This is a genomic window from Capsulimonas corticalis (assembly GCF_003574315.2).
Taxonomy (GTDB): Bacteria; Armatimonadota; Armatimonadia; order Armatimonadales; family Capsulimonadaceae; genus Capsulimonas; species Capsulimonas corticalis.
The window spans coordinates 5,533,671-5,549,808 of the sequence record NZ_AP025739.1 but is presented as its reverse complement, the minus strand read 5'-3'; the positions used below and the strand labels follow the sequence as shown (position 1 = coordinate 5,549,808).

The 16,138-nt window shown below is 61.0% G+C and carries 17 protein-coding genes; 8 read left to right on the top strand and 9 right to left on the bottom strand.

Annotation, left to right across the window (positions count from 1 at the left end; all coding sequences use genetic code 11):
* The first annotated feature begins 52 nt into the window (after nt 1-52).
* From mtaB to D5261_RS23720, 6 genes are all read left to right on the top strand, one after another.
* On the top strand, nt 53-1,414 hold the full coding sequence (mtaB, locus tag D5261_RS23745) for a tRNA (N(6)-L-threonylcarbamoyladenosine(37)-C(2))-methylthiotransferase MtaB (protein WP_119319640.1): 1,362 nt from the start codon (nt 53-55) through the stop codon (nt 1,412-1,414).
* Nucleotides 1,411-1,752, top strand: coding sequence for a histidine triad nucleotide-binding protein (locus D5261_RS23740; RefSeq protein WP_119319641.1), 342 nt, complete (start codon nt 1,411-1,413; stop codon nt 1,750-1,752). The genes mtaB and D5261_RS23740 overlap by 4 nt, the downstream gene beginning before the upstream one ends.
* 78 nt (nt 1,753-1,830) lie before the next feature.
* Nucleotides 1,831-2,850: a BMP family protein gene (locus tag D5261_RS23735; protein ID WP_119319642.1), complete on the top strand. Its 1,020-nt coding sequence runs from the start codon at nt 1,831-1,833 to the stop codon at nt 2,848-2,850.
* A gap of 194 nt (nt 2,851-3,044) precedes the next feature.
* On the top strand, nt 3,045-4,631 hold the full coding sequence (locus tag D5261_RS23730) for an ABC transporter ATP-binding protein (RefSeq protein WP_119319643.1): 1,587 nt from the start codon (nt 3,045-3,047) through the stop codon (nt 4,629-4,631).
* Nucleotides 4,624-5,667, top strand: coding sequence for an ABC transporter permease (locus D5261_RS23725; protein ID WP_119319644.1), 1,044 nt, complete (start codon nt 4,624-4,626; stop codon nt 5,665-5,667). The genes D5261_RS23730 and D5261_RS23725 overlap by 8 nt, the downstream gene beginning before the upstream one ends.
* Before the next feature lie 221 nt (nt 5,668-5,888).
* Nucleotides 5,889-6,551, top strand: coding sequence for a dihydrofolate reductase family protein (locus D5261_RS23720; protein WP_119319645.1), 663 nt, complete (start codon nt 5,889-5,891; stop codon nt 6,549-6,551).
* Between the two features lie 71 nt (nt 6,552-6,622).
* Here D5261_RS23720 and D5261_RS23715 read toward each other — a convergent pair whose 3' ends face one another.
* The 4 genes from D5261_RS23715 to D5261_RS23700 are packed head-to-tail and all read right to left on the bottom strand — an operon-like array spanning nt 6,623 to nt 9,897.
* Nucleotides 6,623-7,480 (bottom strand): RecB family exonuclease, encoded by an 858-nt coding sequence (locus D5261_RS23715; protein ID WP_119319646.1) that lies wholly within the window; start codon nt 7,478-7,480, stop codon nt 6,623-6,625.
* Nucleotides 7,477-8,808, bottom strand: a complete 1,332-nt coding sequence (locus D5261_RS23710) for an NfeD family protein (RefSeq protein WP_165863934.1) — start codon at nt 8,806-8,808, stop codon at nt 7,477-7,479. The genes D5261_RS23715 and D5261_RS23710 overlap by 4 nt, the downstream gene beginning before the upstream one ends.
* Nucleotides 8,798-9,205, bottom strand: coding sequence for an anti-sigma factor family protein (locus tag D5261_RS23705; RefSeq protein ID WP_119319648.1), 408 nt, complete (start codon nt 9,203-9,205; stop codon nt 8,798-8,800). Before D5261_RS23705 ends, D5261_RS23710 begins: the two co-directional genes overlap by 11 nt.
* A 53-nt stretch (nt 9,206-9,258) precedes the next feature.
* Nucleotides 9,259-9,897, bottom strand: a complete 639-nt coding sequence (locus D5261_RS23700) for an RNA polymerase sigma factor (RefSeq protein ID WP_301002177.1) — start codon at nt 9,895-9,897, stop codon at nt 9,259-9,261.
* A 204-nt stretch (nt 9,898-10,101) separates the two neighbouring features.
* Between D5261_RS23700 and D5261_RS23695 the strand changes: the two genes are divergently transcribed.
* Entirely contained in the window at nt 10,102-11,517 is a 1,416-nt protein-coding gene (locus tag D5261_RS23695; protein WP_165863935.1) for a DUF512 domain-containing protein, read from the top strand.
* Between the two features lie 25 nt (nt 11,518-11,542).
* On the top strand, nt 11,543-12,115 hold the full coding sequence (locus D5261_RS23690) for a GNAT family N-acetyltransferase (RefSeq protein WP_119319651.1): 573 nt from the start codon (nt 11,543-11,545) through the stop codon (nt 12,113-12,115).
* A 12-nt stretch (nt 12,116-12,127) separates the two neighbouring features.
* On the opposite strand, the gene D5261_RS23685 is transcribed toward D5261_RS23690, so the two are convergent.
* From D5261_RS23685 to D5261_RS23665, 5 genes are all read right to left on the bottom strand, one after another.
* Entirely contained in the window at nt 12,128-12,868 is a 741-nt protein-coding gene (locus D5261_RS23685; RefSeq protein ID WP_119319652.1) for a DUF4351 domain-containing protein, read from the bottom strand.
* A 55-nt stretch (nt 12,869-12,923) separates the two neighbouring features.
* On the bottom strand, nt 12,924-13,835 hold the full coding sequence (gene xerA / locus D5261_RS23680; RefSeq protein WP_119319653.1) for a site-specific tyrosine recombinase/integron integrase: 912 nt from the start codon (nt 13,833-13,835) through the stop codon (nt 12,924-12,926).
* Complete coding sequence (gene trmFO, locus D5261_RS23675; RefSeq protein WP_119319654.1) at nt 13,828-15,153, bottom strand: methylenetetrahydrofolate--tRNA-(uracil(54)-C(5))-methyltransferase (FADH(2)-oxidizing) TrmFO; 1,326 nt, start codon at nt 15,151-15,153, stop codon at nt 13,828-13,830. Before trmFO ends, xerA begins: the two co-directional genes overlap by 8 nt.
* A 48-nt stretch (nt 15,154-15,201) precedes the next feature.
* A complete protein-coding gene (locus D5261_RS23670; protein WP_119319655.1) occupies nt 15,202-15,669 on the bottom strand; it encodes a hypothetical protein in 468 nt (155 codons plus the stop codon).
* Between the two features lie 104 nt (nt 15,670-15,773).
* Nucleotides 15,774-16,130, bottom strand: a complete 357-nt coding sequence (locus D5261_RS23665) for an ASCH domain-containing protein (protein WP_119319656.1) — start codon at nt 16,128-16,130, stop codon at nt 15,774-15,776.
* Nucleotides 16,131-16,138: the final 8 nt, after the last annotated feature.

Sequence of the window (16,138 nt, the reverse complement as noted above, 5' to 3'; positions counted from 1 at the left end):
CTCATCCTCTTGTTGACACCCATTTCCGCGATACGGTACACTGCTAGGTAACATGCCTACCGCCGCATTCACCAATTTAGGCTGCAAAGTCAATCAATACGAGATCGAGCGCATCGCCGAAAGCTTTGAAGCGCACGGGTTCACCGTGACGGATTTTCGAAGCGCGGCGGACGTATATGTGATCAACTCCTGCTCCGTGACCGCCGACGCCGACCGGAAATCCCGCTACATGGCCCGCCGCGCCGCGCGGGAGCATCCCGGCTCCAAAGTCGTGGTGACGGGATGCTTCGCGCAGCTCGCGCTCGATACCCAGGAAGAGGTGGACGGCGCCGCGCTGCTCGTTCCGAACTCCGAGAAGATGCGCACCGTGGCGCATGTGCTCAACGCGTTTCCCGATCTGATCCAGTATTCGTCGTCTCCGGCGATGGACGATCCCATCGCCGTATTCCCCGAAAGCGCGCCGGCCGGTTTGATCGCCATTGACGCGTCGGGCGCCGGCCCGGCGGCGCTGCATCGCACGCGCGCGGTCCTGAAGATCCAGGACGGCTGTGAGTACTTCTGCTCGTTCTGCTCCATTCCCTACACACGGAATACGATGGCGAGCCGGCCGTTCGAACACGTTCTGGCCGAGGCGCGCCTGCTGGCGGCGCGCGGCGCGCGCGAGGTGGTCGTGACGGGAGTCTGCGTCGGCGCCTATGGCCCGGAGACGGGCAGCGGCGGCGCGCGCCTGGCCGACGTGCTCACGGCGGTCGCTGATGTGCCGGGGATCGACCGCGTCCGCCTGTCTTCGGTGCAGCCGGTGGAGATTCCCGACGAGATCATTCTGGCGATGGCGAGCCATCCCAGCATCGCTCCGCACCTGCATCTCTCGCTTCAAAGCGGCGACGATACGATTCTGAAGCGCATGAACCGGCCGTACGATACGGCGTTCTTCTCCGAGATCGCCGACAAGCTGCGCGCGCATATGCCGCAGATCGGCCTCACGACGGACCTGATCGTCGGATTCCCAGGCGAAACGGAAGAGCTGTTCGAGAACACGCTCGCTTACGCCCGCAAGATGCGCTTCGCGCGCACGCATGTGTTCCGATATTCTCCCCGGCAGCGCACGGCGGCCGAGCTGCTCAAAGACGATGTGCATCCTGAAGAGAAAGAGCGCCGGCACCGCGCGCTGACCGCCGTTTGCGTGGAGAGCCAGCGCGCGTTCGCGGCCGAGCATATCGGGCAGACTGTTTCCGTGCTGACGGAGGCGCGCGGCGCTCAGGATGGCTGGCTATCGGGCTATACCGGCAACTACGTCCGTGTCCAGTTTGAAGCGCGCGGCGCAAAGCGTGGCGAGATCGTCCGCGTGGCGCTCAGCGACGTGCTGCCGGACGGCGACGCATTTGGAATCAAAGAGGAGACACCCACCGCATGAGCGACAGCATCTTTACGAAGATCATCAAGCGGGAGATTCCCGCCACCATCGTCTACGAAGACGACAAAGTGATCGCCTTCAACGATATTCACCCCTCGGCCCCCGTCCATATCCTCGTCGTCCCGAAAAAGCCGATCGTCAACCTGCTGGACGCCGCTCCGGAAGACGCGCCGCTGCTTGGCTACCTGCTGGAAGCCGCCGCGCGCATTGCGCGCGACGCGGGGATCGGCGAGAGCGGTTTCCGGATCATCATCAATAACGGCAAGGACGGCGGCCAGACGGTCGATCATCTGCACGTACATATCCTGGGCGGCAAGACTTTACCCATCACGTTTTGACATGTCACGCGGCGCTCACCGAGCGCCGCGTGTTTTGATTTCCCGCATCTCCCATACTCTAGAGAAGAGGTCACTTTCTTGAAACGCTTCCAGATACTCTCGGTTCTACCTCTCGCCGCGCTGAGCCTGCTTGCCGGTTGTGGCCCAAAGCAAACCGCCGAGACGCCGCCCAGCACGGCGCCGGCCGCCGCGCCGGCGCCGGCGAGCGGAGATTTCAAAGTCGCGCTGTTGACGACAGGCCCTGTGACGGATGGCGGATGGAACCAATCGGCGTATGACGGCCTGCTGAAGATCCAGAAGGATCTCGGGGCGCAGGTGGATAAGCAAGAAAGCCTGAACAACAGTCAGTTTGAAGACGCCTTCCGCGATTTCGCGAACCGCGGCTATAACGTGATCTTCGCACACGGCGACGAATTCGGCCCCGCCGCCGAGAAGGTCGCCAAGCAGTACCCGAAGACGATCTTCGTGACCACCGGCGGTACGGCCTCGGCGGCGAATCTCGCTCCGATCCACTTCGCCACCGAAGAAGGGACCTACCTGCAAGGGATGGAGGCGGCGTTTGTCTCCAAATCCGGCAAGGGCGGTTTCATCGGCGGACAGAACCTGCCCCCGGTCAAGATGGCGGCCGACGCGTTCGCCAACGGCGCGAAATCGGTCAATCCGAAGTTCAACTTCCAGACGACCTATATCAACGGCTGGACCGACCCCGTCGCCGCCAAGGCGCAGACCGAAGCGCTGCTGAGCAGCGGCGCCGACGTGATCGCGCATAACTGCGACGCCGCCGCGAAAGGCATGTTCGACACCGCTGGCCCCAAGCCCGGCGTCTACACCTTCGGCGTCAACGCCGATGAGAACCCGAAAGCGGCGAACGTTCTCTCCAGCGCCGTTCTGGACGTCCCCAAAGCATTCGCCGACATCGCCGCCGATGTCAAAGCCGGCAAGTTCCAGGGACATCCCATTTCCCTCGGTCTGAAAGAGGGCGACGTGACACTCGTGGACAACCCGAAGCTCGCGAACGTTTTGACCGCCGACCAGAAAGCCAAAGTCGCCGCCGCCGCGAAGGATATTGCCGACGGCAAGATCAAGGTCGCGCCGTAAGGGAGGATGAGCCCTCACCCGGCCCTTCGGGCCACCCTCTCCCAAAGGTCTGGGCGAGGGTTAAGATTTGGATCAAAGATCCAAAAGATCTTATGACTTAAACGCTAACTCCCTCTGACTCCCCCTCTCCCAATTTTGGGAGGGGGCCGGGGGGTGAGGGCCATCCTCCTTTCTAGATTCGGGATCGCCGCCTCGTGACTTCAATCTCTCCATCTGGATTTGATCTTCCTCCCGACGCTCTCGCCCTCCGCGGCGTCACGAAACGCTTCGGGACGTTCACCGCCCTGGACGGCGTGGACTTCACCCTGCGCGCCGGCGAAATCCACGCTTTGCTTGGCGAAAACGGCGCCGGTAAATCCACGCTTCTGAAGATCGTGCGCGGACTTATGCGGCCGGATGGCGGCGAGATTGCCTGCGGCGGTCAGGGGCGGTCCTTTTTGACTTTGGAAGACGCGCGGGCCGCAGGTATTGGGATGGTGCATCAGCACTTCATGCTGGTGTCGAGCATGACCGTCGTGGAGAATCTGGCGCTCGCGGAAGCGGGAGCCTCGGCTTCGCTTCCCAGGCTGGAGAGCGCCGTTCGCGAGCGCGCCGCCGCCATTGCCGAGCGGCTGGGGTGGACGATTCCCTGGCAAAACCCCATCGCCGACCTGCCGGTTGGGACACAGCAGCGTGTGGAGATCGTCAAAGCGCTGCTCAGCGATGCTCGTATTCTGCTCTTTGACGAGCCGACCGCCGTTCTTGCGCCCACCGAGACTCTGGAGCTGTTCCGGGTGCTGCGCGCGCTGCGTGACGAAGGCCGCAGCCTGGTGTTCGTCTCCCACAAGCTTTCCGAAGTGATGACTCTCTGCGACCGCGTGACGGTTCTGCGCCGAGGCAAAACCGTCGGAACAGTCGGGATCGATGAGACCAATCCCGACGATCTGGCGCGTCGCATGGTGGGCGACGCCAGGTCGCAAGACCCGGAATCGGCAAGTATTCTTCGTGACGATCGAAAATCCTCACAGCCTAACCGGACCGACAGCGCCGTTGTTTCCTTTGAGCAGGTTTCGACCAGGCCGCAGCCGATGGAAACGACCCTGCGGGACATCCAATTTTCGATCGCCGCCGGAGAGATCCTGGGTGTCGCCGGCGTGGATGGCAATGGGCAAGCCGAGCTGATCCAGATCTTTCAGGGACTACGCGCCTGGAAGTCAGGAGACATTGTGCTGTCGGGGCAGCGCTTGCGCAAGCTCGGCGTGCAAGAGCGCCGGGAGTTCGGCGTCGCGGTGATCCCGCCCGACCGTCATCGCGAGGGACTGGCGTTGGGATTATCTGTCGAGGAGAATTTATCGATGGACGCGGCGCGGCAGCCGCAGTTCCGTCGGGGCTTTTGGCTGCGCCGGCGCAAGCTCCGAGAGTTCAGCAAGCAGTTGCTCGATGACTTCGATATCCGCGCCGACCATCTCTCCACACTGGCGGGTTCACTGTCGGGCGGCAATCAGCAGAAGATTGTGATCGCGCGCGCGCTTGTCGGCCAGCCTCGCCTGCTGATTGCCGCGAGCCCGACACGCGGTCTCGATGTCGGCGCCACGGCGTATGTACACCGGAAGCTGCGTGAGCGCGCCGAACAGGGCGGCGCCATTCTTCTTGTTTCCACTGAACTTGACGAGATCGTCGCGCTCAGCCACCGAATCGCCGTACTCTACGAAGGACGAATCGTGGGGATTACGCCCGCAGATACGCCGCGTGAAACTTTGGGATTGATGATGGGCGGAAAGCAGGGCGCGTCCCATGGCTAACGTTTGGCGTGGCGTCGGCCGCTGGCTCATCACGGCGTCGACCACTCTGCTGTCCATCGCGGGATTGACCGCCCTGGTCGTCACGCTTGCCGGCGCGCATCTGGGCGATGTCCTGACGGCGCTCTACCAGGGAGCGGCCGGCAGCCGTTACGATATCGGCAATACGCTGAACCGAACGACGCCGCTTTTGCTGACGGGCCTTGGAGTCGCGATCGCCTTTCGCGCGAAGATCTGGAATATCGGAGGCGAAGGGCAGTTTCTCGTCGGGGCCATCGCCGCGTCCGCCGTCGGCGCGTACAAGCTGCACAATCTCCCGGCCCCCGTCCTGATCCCGCTCGTACTTGTGGCGGGGGCGTTCGCCGGGGCCGCCTGGGGCGCCGTCGCGGGCGCTCTGCGCGCCTGGCGGGGCGTCCCAGAGGTCATCAGCACGATTATGCTGAACTTCGTCGCCGCGCAGCTTCTGTCCTATCTCCTGCACGGCCCCATGCAGGAGTCGACGCACGCTCAGCCGGCCTCGGAAGCGCTGCCCGCTAACGCCCAATTACCCGTCATCCTGTCCGAAACCACCCTGCACTTCGGCCTGTATCTCGCGTTGGCGGCGATCCTCGTCGTCACCATCTACCTCTTCGCCACGCCCGGCGGCTTCGCCCTGCGCGTCGTCGGCGACAACCCCGACGCCGCGCGCGCCTCCGGCGTGAACGTCGCGCTTACGCAGGTCTCCGCCATGGCTTGGAGCGGCGCTTTGTGCGGCCTTGCGGGCGCGATCGAGCTCTCCGGCAAGCTCGGATCCCTGTACGAGAACTACGCTCCCGGCTACGGATTCACCGCCGTCGCCGTCGCGCTGCTCGGCCGCCTCAACCCCTGGACCATCGCCCTCTCCGCACTCTTCTTCGGCGCCCTTAGCGCCGGCTCCGGCAGCATGGAGCGCAGCGCCCATGTCTCCAGCGTCCTGATTTTCGTCATTCAAGGGGCGACGCTGCTGGCGTTGCTGGCGTCCCAGCGGATTCAGGCGATGAGGCGAAGCGCGGCGGAGTAGGTTTTTGCGCTGCCTACGCCGGCAAGGATAACGATTGCGATATTATTGTCTTCAATCGAGACGGCGTCTCGTAGAAATTTGCTGTATTTTCGTGAAGGAATGTCGATTTGTAGTCTTGTCACACGACAAGTAATTGAAGCCTGAGGAAATTGACTTTAAGGTGAATGAGAACCGTGATCGCGCACTGAAGTGTTAGGCGTCAATCGAAAGGAAGCATAAAAATGACACGCGTCCGAGTTGAGGGCTTTACCATCTCGCTTGACGGATACGGAGCTGGTCCGAATCAGGACATCAACAATCCGCTTGGCGTGGGGGGGACAGATTTACATCAGTGGTTAATCCCGACACGCACATTCCAACGAATCCTATTTGGCGGCGACGGCGGCGCAACGGGGATCGATGACGATTTCGCGGCGCGGGGCTTCGAGAATATGGGCGCCTGGATCCTCGGAAGAAATATGTTCGGACCGATTCGCGGCGCCTGGCCCGATATGAACTGGCAAGGCTGGTGGGGGGACAACCCACCATATCACGTTCCTGCTTTCATCTTGACACATCACGCGCGTCCGCCCATCCAGATGGAGGGCGGAACGACATTCTACTTCGTCACGGGCGGTATTCACGAGGCGCTTGACCGGGCGCGCGACGCAGCCAACGGAAGGGATGTGCGCATTGGCGGCGGAGCTAACACGATCCAGCAATATCTTCGCGCGGGCCTTATCGATGAGTTGCACATCGCGATATCGCCGATCCTGCTAGGCCAGGGAGAGCGACTGTTCGAGGGGATAGACGTGCGCGCCGTGGGGTACGAATGCGTTCAGTTCGTTGCCTCGGAGAAAGCCACCCATGTTGTACTCCGGCGCCAGGGACGCAATGAGGCGTAACAACTAGTTGCAGCGGTCGGCGCGGCCGCGCCGACCGCTGCAACCGGATCTTCTCATAGACGTACGGCGTCCTACTCTTCCAACCCCAATTCACTCAGATAATCGCGCCGTTGCGAACGCCAGTATCGCGTACACGCCGGCAAAAAATCACACCAGGGACAGACATCCGGGAGCGGTTCTGGGCGGACAGATTCGAAGTCTTTTTCCAGGATCATGAGGCCGATGCCGCGCAGGTCGTCTTCGAGGTCGTTGAGTTCTTCATCCGAATAAGAAGTGGAGGCGGTGACGCCGCCGCGCAGGGCGTGGATGGTGGCCAAGACACGTCGTTCGGGATTGTTGCGCTTGGCGAGGAGCTGGTAGATCGACATGGCGAGGGCGCTTTTGACGTCTTCTTCGGTGACGCTCATCCGGCCGGATTTGTAGTCCACAATTTCTAAGGCGCCGTCGGAGAGGTGTTCGTCGATGCGGTCGATACGGCCGGTGAGCACGAATTCGCCCATGTCGTATTTGAGCATCTTTTCCGTGAGGAAGGTTTGCGTGAGGTCCGCGCGTTCGGCGGCGAGGGCGTGATAGGTCGTCAGGATCTGCGCGGCCTCGACGCGGTGTTCCTGCTCCTGCTCGGCGCTGGCGTAGCCCTGGGGAATCCAATCTTGATCCAGGCGGGTCACGAGCTCCTCGGGAGTGACGGCGGCCGCGCCGCCGGCTTCGTGGAAGTTTTGCAGGGTGGAGTGCAGGGATGTCCCAAACGAGAAGCCGGCGCGCGAGCGATGGTAGAAGCGTCCCACCTTATCGACATACTCCAGCCGGTACATCATCGGGCAGCTCAGAAACGTCTTGATGCGGGTGGGGGAGAACTCGGGCTTTCGCGGCTTTCGCGGCGCGGCGGGCTTCTTTGGACGCGGCGGTTTTGGCTTCGGAACATCGGTCATACCGCAGTGTACCCAGACGACGCTGTCGGAGCCACCACGATGCGTCCACCCTGGACCACCACGACTTCCACAGGCGTGCCGGCGGGGATGAAGGCGCCTTCGCTGACCACCTGCATTCGGATCCCCTGAAACTCGGCGATGCCCGAGGGACGCAGGTCGCTGGTGACTTCGCCGACGGCCCCCAGATACCCCGTGTAGTCCTCGCTGGCGACATAGCCTTCCGTGGCCGTCTGCATCATTGGCTGCCCGATCTTATTCCAGACCCGGCTGCGGGGAAGGTAGATAAAGAAGGCCACCAGGATACCGACCGTTGTGAGGAGCGAGCCGCTGATCGCGTAGAGCGCGCCGTTCTGCGCGCCGCCGAGCGCGAAGTACATGCCTGTGCCGATGAGGCCCAGGCCGATGATCGCCGAGACGCCGTGTCCTGGGAAGATATGGGTTTCAAAAAGAAGAAAGAGAACGCCGCCGAGGACCAGGAGAATGCCGACGTAGGACGCATGCCCCACGGCGATATGCGCGGCGAAGATCAGCGCCAGGATCAAGCCGCCGACGATGCCGGCGATGCCCCAGGTATGCAGAGTCAAAAGCTCGACGATGATCAGCGCGATGCCCACGGCGAGCAGTAAGATGGTGACCCACGGCAGGACAATCCAGCGCGCGAAGCCGATCCAGGCGCTGAAGTGCGCCGTCTCGATGCTGGCGGACGGCAAGCCCATCGCCGCGAGGACACCGGAATCGTCCGTGGCGATGGCGGAGGCGAACCCCGACGTCTGCGCCTGCTGCGCGGTCATGGTGAGCGTCTCACCGCTGTTGGCGACGCCCAGCGTGGGAAGGGGCGCATCGGCGGACACAAACGCGGCGGCGATGGCCGGATTGCGTCCGAGCGCGGAGGCGGACGCCTTGAAATCCGCCTTGGCGCCGCTGCCCGAAGCGCCGCCGATGATGGCGGTCGGCGTCATCACGACGGTTTTGGCGGCCAGCGGAATAATCGCGCCCGCGCCGAGCGCATGGTCGTGGATATAGACGGCGATCGGCAGAGACGCCGTATGGGAAATGATCGAGGATTTGATGGCGTTCGCGGCGGCGTCGTCGCCGGACTGTGTGTCCAGGTCGAAGATCACACCCGAGACGCCGTCTTTCCAGGCGGCGTCCAGCTGTTCGCCGACAAATGTGGCGACCGCGGCGTTGACGGCGCCGTGGATTTCGACCACGCGTACGCGCGGCGCATCCGCGTTCGCCGGCGTAAGGCCGGCGAACGCAGATAACATCAACAGGACAAGGGCGAGCGCGAGACGAAGCAAGCGTGCGAACGGACGATTATCTGCCATCGCCACCGCGTCCTTCGTAGAGGTGGAACGGGTCCTGAAGCAGATATCGCTCCAGGCGAACATGTGTCCGTTCCGCCAGGGCATGTGTATAGAGGATCAGTCCCGCGGAGAGCGACGAAAGGAAGTTGAACCAGCGGAAGCGCCAGCGCTGCCGCGCGCCCATCTTCATCTCGGCGCGCACTCCGGCCATGCGGGGCGCGAACTCCGTCCAGAGGTCCAGGGCGGGTTCGTGGGCGGGCAGCCGGTGCATCAGCGAGAGCGTATGCTCGAAGTCGATCAACTCGGCGGCGCAGCCGGGATTTGACGCCAAAAAGCGCTGAAATCGCTCCGCCGCTTCCGGGTCCAGTTCATTTTCTAAATACGCGGAAAACTGTTCGCGTGCTTCTTGCTCGGTCACAGTACAACATCTCCCATCAATACATAAAATTCCCCATGCGCCCGAAGCATTGCTTAACGGTCCGAATTCGTCCCGAGGTCCGGACTGATCAGACCCAAATATGGCTGAAATTTCTGTTTGAACGCCAGCCGCGCTCGGTGGAGCTTGGACTTGACGTTCACCAGCGAAAGCTCCGTGATCTCCACGATCTCCTCATAGGAGAGCTGCTGGAAATCGCGCAGCGTCAGCAGCAGGCGCTGCTCAGGCGTGAGCTGCGACAGGACTTTGTCCACGACGCGCTGCAATTCGCGGATTTCCACGATACGGCTGACGTCGGCGTCCTCGTCGGGAACGTCGCGGCCTGATTCGCCCTGCGGCGTTTCTTCATTCAGTGAAAAGTCTTCCACCTCATCGCGCCGTTTATTTTCGCGGATGTGGTTGAGACAGGTATTCTTGGCGATCGTAAAGAGCCAGGTGCTGAATTTACAATTGCCCTTGAACGCCGGGAGGGCGCGCAGGGCTTTGTAAAACACCTCTTGCGTCAGGTCATAGGCTTCCTCGCCATTCACCATGCGATATACGAGATGAAAAACGGGAGCCTGGTATTTTTTAAACAGCGTCTCGAAAACAGCCGGATTGCCCGTGGCTCGGAACTGACGCACCAGGGCGACGTCCGGATCGAGCCGGGGAGCCGAGATAATCGAGAGGCTCATACGGGAACTAGCGGCGGGCTGCATCCTGCGGTAACTCTTTCCCCTGTCGAGTGAGACACGGCGTCGCGCAAAAAGTTGCGCATCCTGCAAATAAATATTGCGCTTTCAACAAAGTATTGTAGCAAATAAATCCGTCGTCTGCAATCTTAGTGTACCCAAACCGATGTTCCAGAGCCCATTGCGGTATAATAAGGCGTTATGGCAATGAATTCTGAGACCTTTGTTCGCAATAAAACGCTGTCGTTACCGATGGCGGATGAAAATAGCGTAATCCGGCGCCCGCGCGCCGAGCGCGCCACCGTTCTGACTCTCGACGCCGGCAGCGCCGCCGAGGAAGCGGGAGTCAAAATCGGCGATGTGCTGATCAACGTCAACGGAAACCCCGTGCTGGACATCGTTGACTTCGCGTTTATGACCGCCGGGGAACAAATCACGCTCGATGTCGAGCGACCCGATGTCGGCCCAATGCACTTTGTCATCAGCAAGGGTTATGATGAAGATTTGGGGATCGAGTTTGGCGACGATCTCTTTGACCGCGTTCATATCTGCAAGAACAAGTGCGTCTTCTGCTTTCTCTATCAGCAGCCGAAGGGCCTTCGCTCGTCGCTCTATATCAAAGACGACGATTACCGTCTCTCGTTCCTGCACGGCAACTATCTGACGCTCACCAATATGGGCGAGTCTGAGTTTCAGCGCGTCATCGATCAGAAGCTTTCACCGCTCTTTGTGTCCGTCCACGCGACCGATCCCGAGGTGCGCGGCCGCATGCTGGGCCGCAAAGGCCCTGAGCCGATCCTGCCGCGCCTTCAGATGCTCGCCGACGCAAAGATCCAAATCCACGGCCAGGTCGTGCTTTGCCCGGGCTACAACGACGGCGAACAGCTCGCGCAGACCGTGCGCGAGCTTTCCCAACTGCATCCCGAGGCGCGGGGAACTTACGGCGGCGTGCTAAGCGTCGCCATCGTCCCCGTCGGTCTGACTCAGTTCCGCGACCGTCTGGCGGCGCTCACGACATGCAGCCCGGAATTCTGCAAATCGCTGCTCGCCGAGGCCGAAGAGTGGCGCGCGCGTTATCGCAAGGAACTCGGCACGAACTTCGCGTTTTTAAGCGATGAGTTTTATCTTAACGCGGGCGTGGATATTCCCGTCGCGCGTCAATACGAAGGCTTCCCGCAGCTCGAAGATGGGGTGGGGCTTGTGCGACTCTTTATGGACGACGCGCGCAAAGTCGCGAAGAAGCTGCCTGCGAGCGTCAAGACGCCGCGCAGCGCCACGATGGTCACGGGCAAGCTGGCCGAGCCGCTCCTGAACGGCCTTGCCGATTCGCTTAACACCGTCGAGAATGTCAAAGTCAATGTCTGCGCCGTACACAATACCTTTTTCGAGGGCAGCATCAACGTCGCCGGACTCCTGACGGGCCGCGACATTACGGAAGCCTTGAACGCGATGGGAGACGAGCTCGGCGAGCGCATCATCATTCCCGCAATTATGCTGCGCGACCCCGACCGTGACGTCTTCCTGGATGACATGACAATCCCTGAGTTCGAAGAGCGCATTGGCCGAAGGATCAGCGTCGTCGACCGCACGCCGTCCGCCGCCGCCAAGGCGATCTTAAACTGACCTCACGCTCTTCCACGGACACGCTATGACACTGGACACCTTTCCCGGCCTGACATCCCCACGCCTGAAGATCCGTCGTTTTGACGATGCGGATGTCAGCGCGTTTCTCGCATATCGCAATGACGCCGAAGTGGCGCGCTTTCAAAGCTGGAACTGCTGCAGTGAGGAAGAAGCCCGCCAGTTCATCGAGGAAATGAAGACGCTCCCCTGCGGTGAGCCCGGCAAGGGATTGCAGCTGGCGATCGAGATGACGGACACGTCGGCGCTGATCGGCGATTGTTATCTGGAAGTCGACAGCCGCGAGCCGCGCCAGGCGGAAATCGGCTTCACGCTGGCCCGCCCTTACCAAAAACAAGGCTTCGCGACCGAAGCCATCGCCGCCGTGGTCGGTTACGCCTTCCAAGAACTCGATATGCATCGCATCGTGGGGCGCGCGGACTGCCGCAATATCGCCTCAGCGGCGCTGATGGAGCGGCTGGGGATGCGCCGGGAAGGCTACCACCTTCAAAGCTACTGGTTCAAAGGCGAGTGGACAGACGAGTATCTATACGCCATCCTCAAAGACGAATGGCTGAAGAAAAATAGGGGCGCAACGTAAATTGCCGGTCGCTCAATTTAAGCGGTCGGCGATCGTGGTTTGCTTAAGCCATTCATCCAAATCTGTGATGCTGGTAAAGTCGAGTAGAGATTCTCCTAAATCGCCAAGCTGTTCTGGCGCGAGGAGACCAAGCTGTTGAATCGCCTCGGCGGAGATGGAGCCAAAGCGACGCCGAAGTATCCGAACCACCAGCTCTTCTTTCCCTTCTTTTTTCCCTTCGATCTTGCCTTCGATTCTGCCTTCTGCTTTGCCAATTCGTCCCCAAGTCGTCATTAATTCCATTGTCGCCTTCCTTTCCGCAGGAGCGAACTGTTCCAGCTCTCGCTCATATTGCTTCATCTCCTGGGCCGTCAACTCCAGGTAGCTGTCAATAAATCCACCGATGAGAGTCGACTTGGCGGGATCAAGCTTCAGACTCGCCAGCAGCCGCAAGCACTGCGCTTTGACCTTGGGGCGGTCCGGCGCGCTCATCTTCATCTTCGCCATGAGAGCGCTGGCGACCGGGTTTTCCTGGTTCACAAACCGTCGCCATGGCAGTCGGTTGAGTTGGATCACATCGTATTCGAATCTTAGCACAGTCTTGTTGGGAAAAGCTACTGTGTATCGATCAGGTTCCGGGCGCTGCGGGGCATCGTAGGAAAAGATGACGACCGGGTAGATCGGGATGTCGTACTTTTCGGTGAGACGCGCGAAGTAGCGGAACATCCGCTTTGGAAAATCACTCTGCGCCTTGCCACGAAACTTCGCCTGCATCAAGATATCGACTTCGTGCTTTTCGCCGAGTGTGACATCGGTTGGGAATTGTACCTCAGTCGCCGTTGGGGACGCCTTTCGCGCGCGGGTGCGCGGCGCGGTGGACTTCCTGCAATCGTTCGGTGGTGACGTGCGTGTACATCTGTGTTGTCGCCAGGCTTGTGTGCCCGAGCAGCTCTTGAACCAGTCGCAGATCGGCTCCGTTGTTGAGCAGATGCGTGGCGAAGGTGTGCCGCAGGACGTGTGGCGTAATCTTGAGGGTGGAGGATGCCGCGGCGCAGTATTTGTCAAAGAGTTTGCGCACGCCTCGGTCGGAGAGGCGGCCGCCGTAGCGGTTGACGAAGAGGGCGCCGTCGTCTTTGGCGTGCTCGATGAGTGTGGGACGGCTAGTGGCGAGATAGATTGTGAGAGCTTGAAGGGCTTCGCGGCCAAGCAGGGTGACGCGCTCTTTATCGCCTTTTCCTACGACACGGACAATGGCTTCGTCGAAGTCCACATCCCCAACATTCAAGATGACTAGCTCTCCAGCGCGCATGCCGCTGGCGTAGAGCATCTCCAGCAGGGCGCGGTCGCGCAGGCCGAGCGGGTTTTGCGCGGGGGATGTGAGCAGCTTTTCGATCTCGTCGGTGCGCAGGAACTTCGGGAGACGCCGGTCGAGTTTCACGGTGCGCAGGCCGGTGGTCGGAGACTGCGCGAGGACGCCCTGCATGGTCAGGTAGCCGAAGAAGGAGCGAAGCGCGGCGGTTTTGCGGGCGCGGGAGGCGCGGGCGAGGCCGAGGGATTGCAGATGGCCGAGGTAGGCGCGCAGCAGTGGCGGCTCGGCTTGGGCGGGAGTGAAGCAGCCCTGCGCCATCGCGTACTCGGCGAATTGGCGCAGGTCTTCGGCGTAGGCTTTGACGGTATGGGGGGAGGCGCCGCGTACGTTCGCCTGCGATTCTAAGAACGCATCGATCGCAGTGTCAAACACGGGCCAGCAGGTTTAGGCCCTGGACGGTCTCCAGAGCCGCCATCGCGCGTTCGGCCATAATGCCCGCCTTTTCCTTCTTATCGCGGACACGAGTGGGAAGCGGCGGGACGATGCCCCAGTTGGAATTCATCGGCTGGAAGTCCTTGCCGTCGTAGTGCGCCACGTAATGCGCCAGAGCCCCCAGCATCGTCGTCTCCGGCAGCGTCAGTAGCGGCTCGCCGCGCAGGAAGCGCGCCGCATTGCGGCCGGCGAGAATGCCTGCCGCCGCCGATTCCACATATCCCTCCACGCCGGTGATCTGTCCGGCAAAAAAGATATTTGGGCGCGTCTTCATTTGCAGCGCTTCGTTGAGAAGCTGCGGCGACTGAATGTACGTATTGCGATGGATGACGCCGTAGCGCACAAACTCCGCTTCTTCCAGCCCGGGGATCATGCGCAGGACGCGCTTTTGGTCGCCCCACTTCATGCGGGTCTGAAAGCCGACCATGGAGTACAGCGTGGCGTCGCGGTTCTCCTGGCGCAGCTGCACGCACGCCCACGGCCAGCGGCCGGTGCGCGGGTCGGTGAGGCCCACAGGCTTCATCGGGCCGAAGCACAGCGTCTTGGGGCCGCGAGAGGCGAGCACTTCGATGGGGAGACAGCCTTCAAAGTAAGGCGTCTTCGCTTCGTGCTCCGCGAGCGGCACCAGCTCCGCGTGAGTGAGCGCTTCGTAAAAGGCGTCATACTCCTCGCGGTTCATCGGGCAGTTGAGATAAGCGTCATCGTCGCCCTTATCGTAGCGCGAGGCGGCGAAGGCGATCTCCCGATTGATCGTCGAGGCGTCGATGGTCGGCGCCACGGCGTCATAAAAATGCAGCTGCGTCAGTCCCGTAATCTCGCCGATCTTGCCCGCGAGGGCTTCGGAGGTAAGTGGCCCCGTCGCGATAATCGTCACGCCGTCTTCCGGGATCTCCGTCACTTCCTCGCGAATGATCTCGATGTTGGGATGACCTTCCAAACGCGCGGTGATGGCCTGCGCGAAGAGAATGCGGTCCACGGCGAGGGCGTCGCCGGCCGGAACGCTGGAGGCGTCGCCGCACGCGATAACCATCGACTCCAGACGCCGCATCTCTTCTTTCAAAAGACCGGCGGCATTGGTAATACTGTTGGACTTGAGGGAATTAGAGCAAACCAGCTCCGCGAAATCGCCCGTCTGGTGGACAGGCGTTCGTTTCACCGGCCGCATTTCATAGAGCCGAACTTTAGCGCCGGCCTCAGCGGCCTGCCAGGCGGCCTCGCTGCCCGCGAGACCGCCGCCGATTACTGTCACATACGTCATTGTGAGAGTATACCCGGCGCCTCCGCAATATGAGGGTGTCACTCTTCTTCATTCGTCCGCCGCTCTCGTCACCGTTAAAATCTGTCGCTCTACGAGTTGGAATTCCTCACCGCCGAAATGGTCCAGCGTGACTTCGCATCGTGTTTCTGGAGTTATCTCTTCATCACCAATCCAGCAAGCGTATACTTCTGCTTCGCCAGTTTGTATCGCCATTCGCAAGTAAGCCTTCATTGCCTGCACAGAACTCCGTGACGCATTATATCCTTCCTGAACGTTTGCCTTGATCTCCGCTGGGATGTCCGGGTCGTCAAGAATTTCAAGTTCGTAGAGGCCATAGCCGAAGCCGCATGGACATCCGCCGACAGAACTAAGATAATACACGTATGGTTTGGAGAAATATTGAACCACGGGTAGGCTTTGCTCGTCCAGAAGTTCGGTCTGAAACACGGGAGAATCCGGTCCATAGGAAATCAGGGGGAGCGGCTCGTCGCTGGCGACAAATACTTGTAGGCACATGCCGGGTTCCTACGGAATTAGGAGGAGCTATCGATGGCGACCAATGAATGTATTGACAGGCGGGTGAGCCGCCTGTCAATATCAGAGTGGGGTGGAAACGCTTATTACAGTTCGTATTCGTCGATGGGCGAGAAGTAGATGACGGTGACGGTCTCGTCTTCGTTCACTTCGCGGGCGTAGATGCGCGACAGCAGAGTGATGGCGTCTTCCGTGGTGTGGAATTCGGGGTTCTCACGCTGGATGTCGCGCGGCGAGAGGTCTTTGGCCGCCTTGACTTCGACGGCGTCCAGAATGGCGCAGAAGAGCTTCTTGCGCCGGGCGAAGCGCTGGCCGACCGTCACCCAGACGATCTGGCCGGTTGCGTACTTCGCGCTTTTGTCTCCGAGACGGATCGTCGCGGACTTGCGGCCGCGCTTGAGCGCGTCGCCATAAAGATCTGTGTAAAAGTTCAGAGCGAACATCCCCTTGA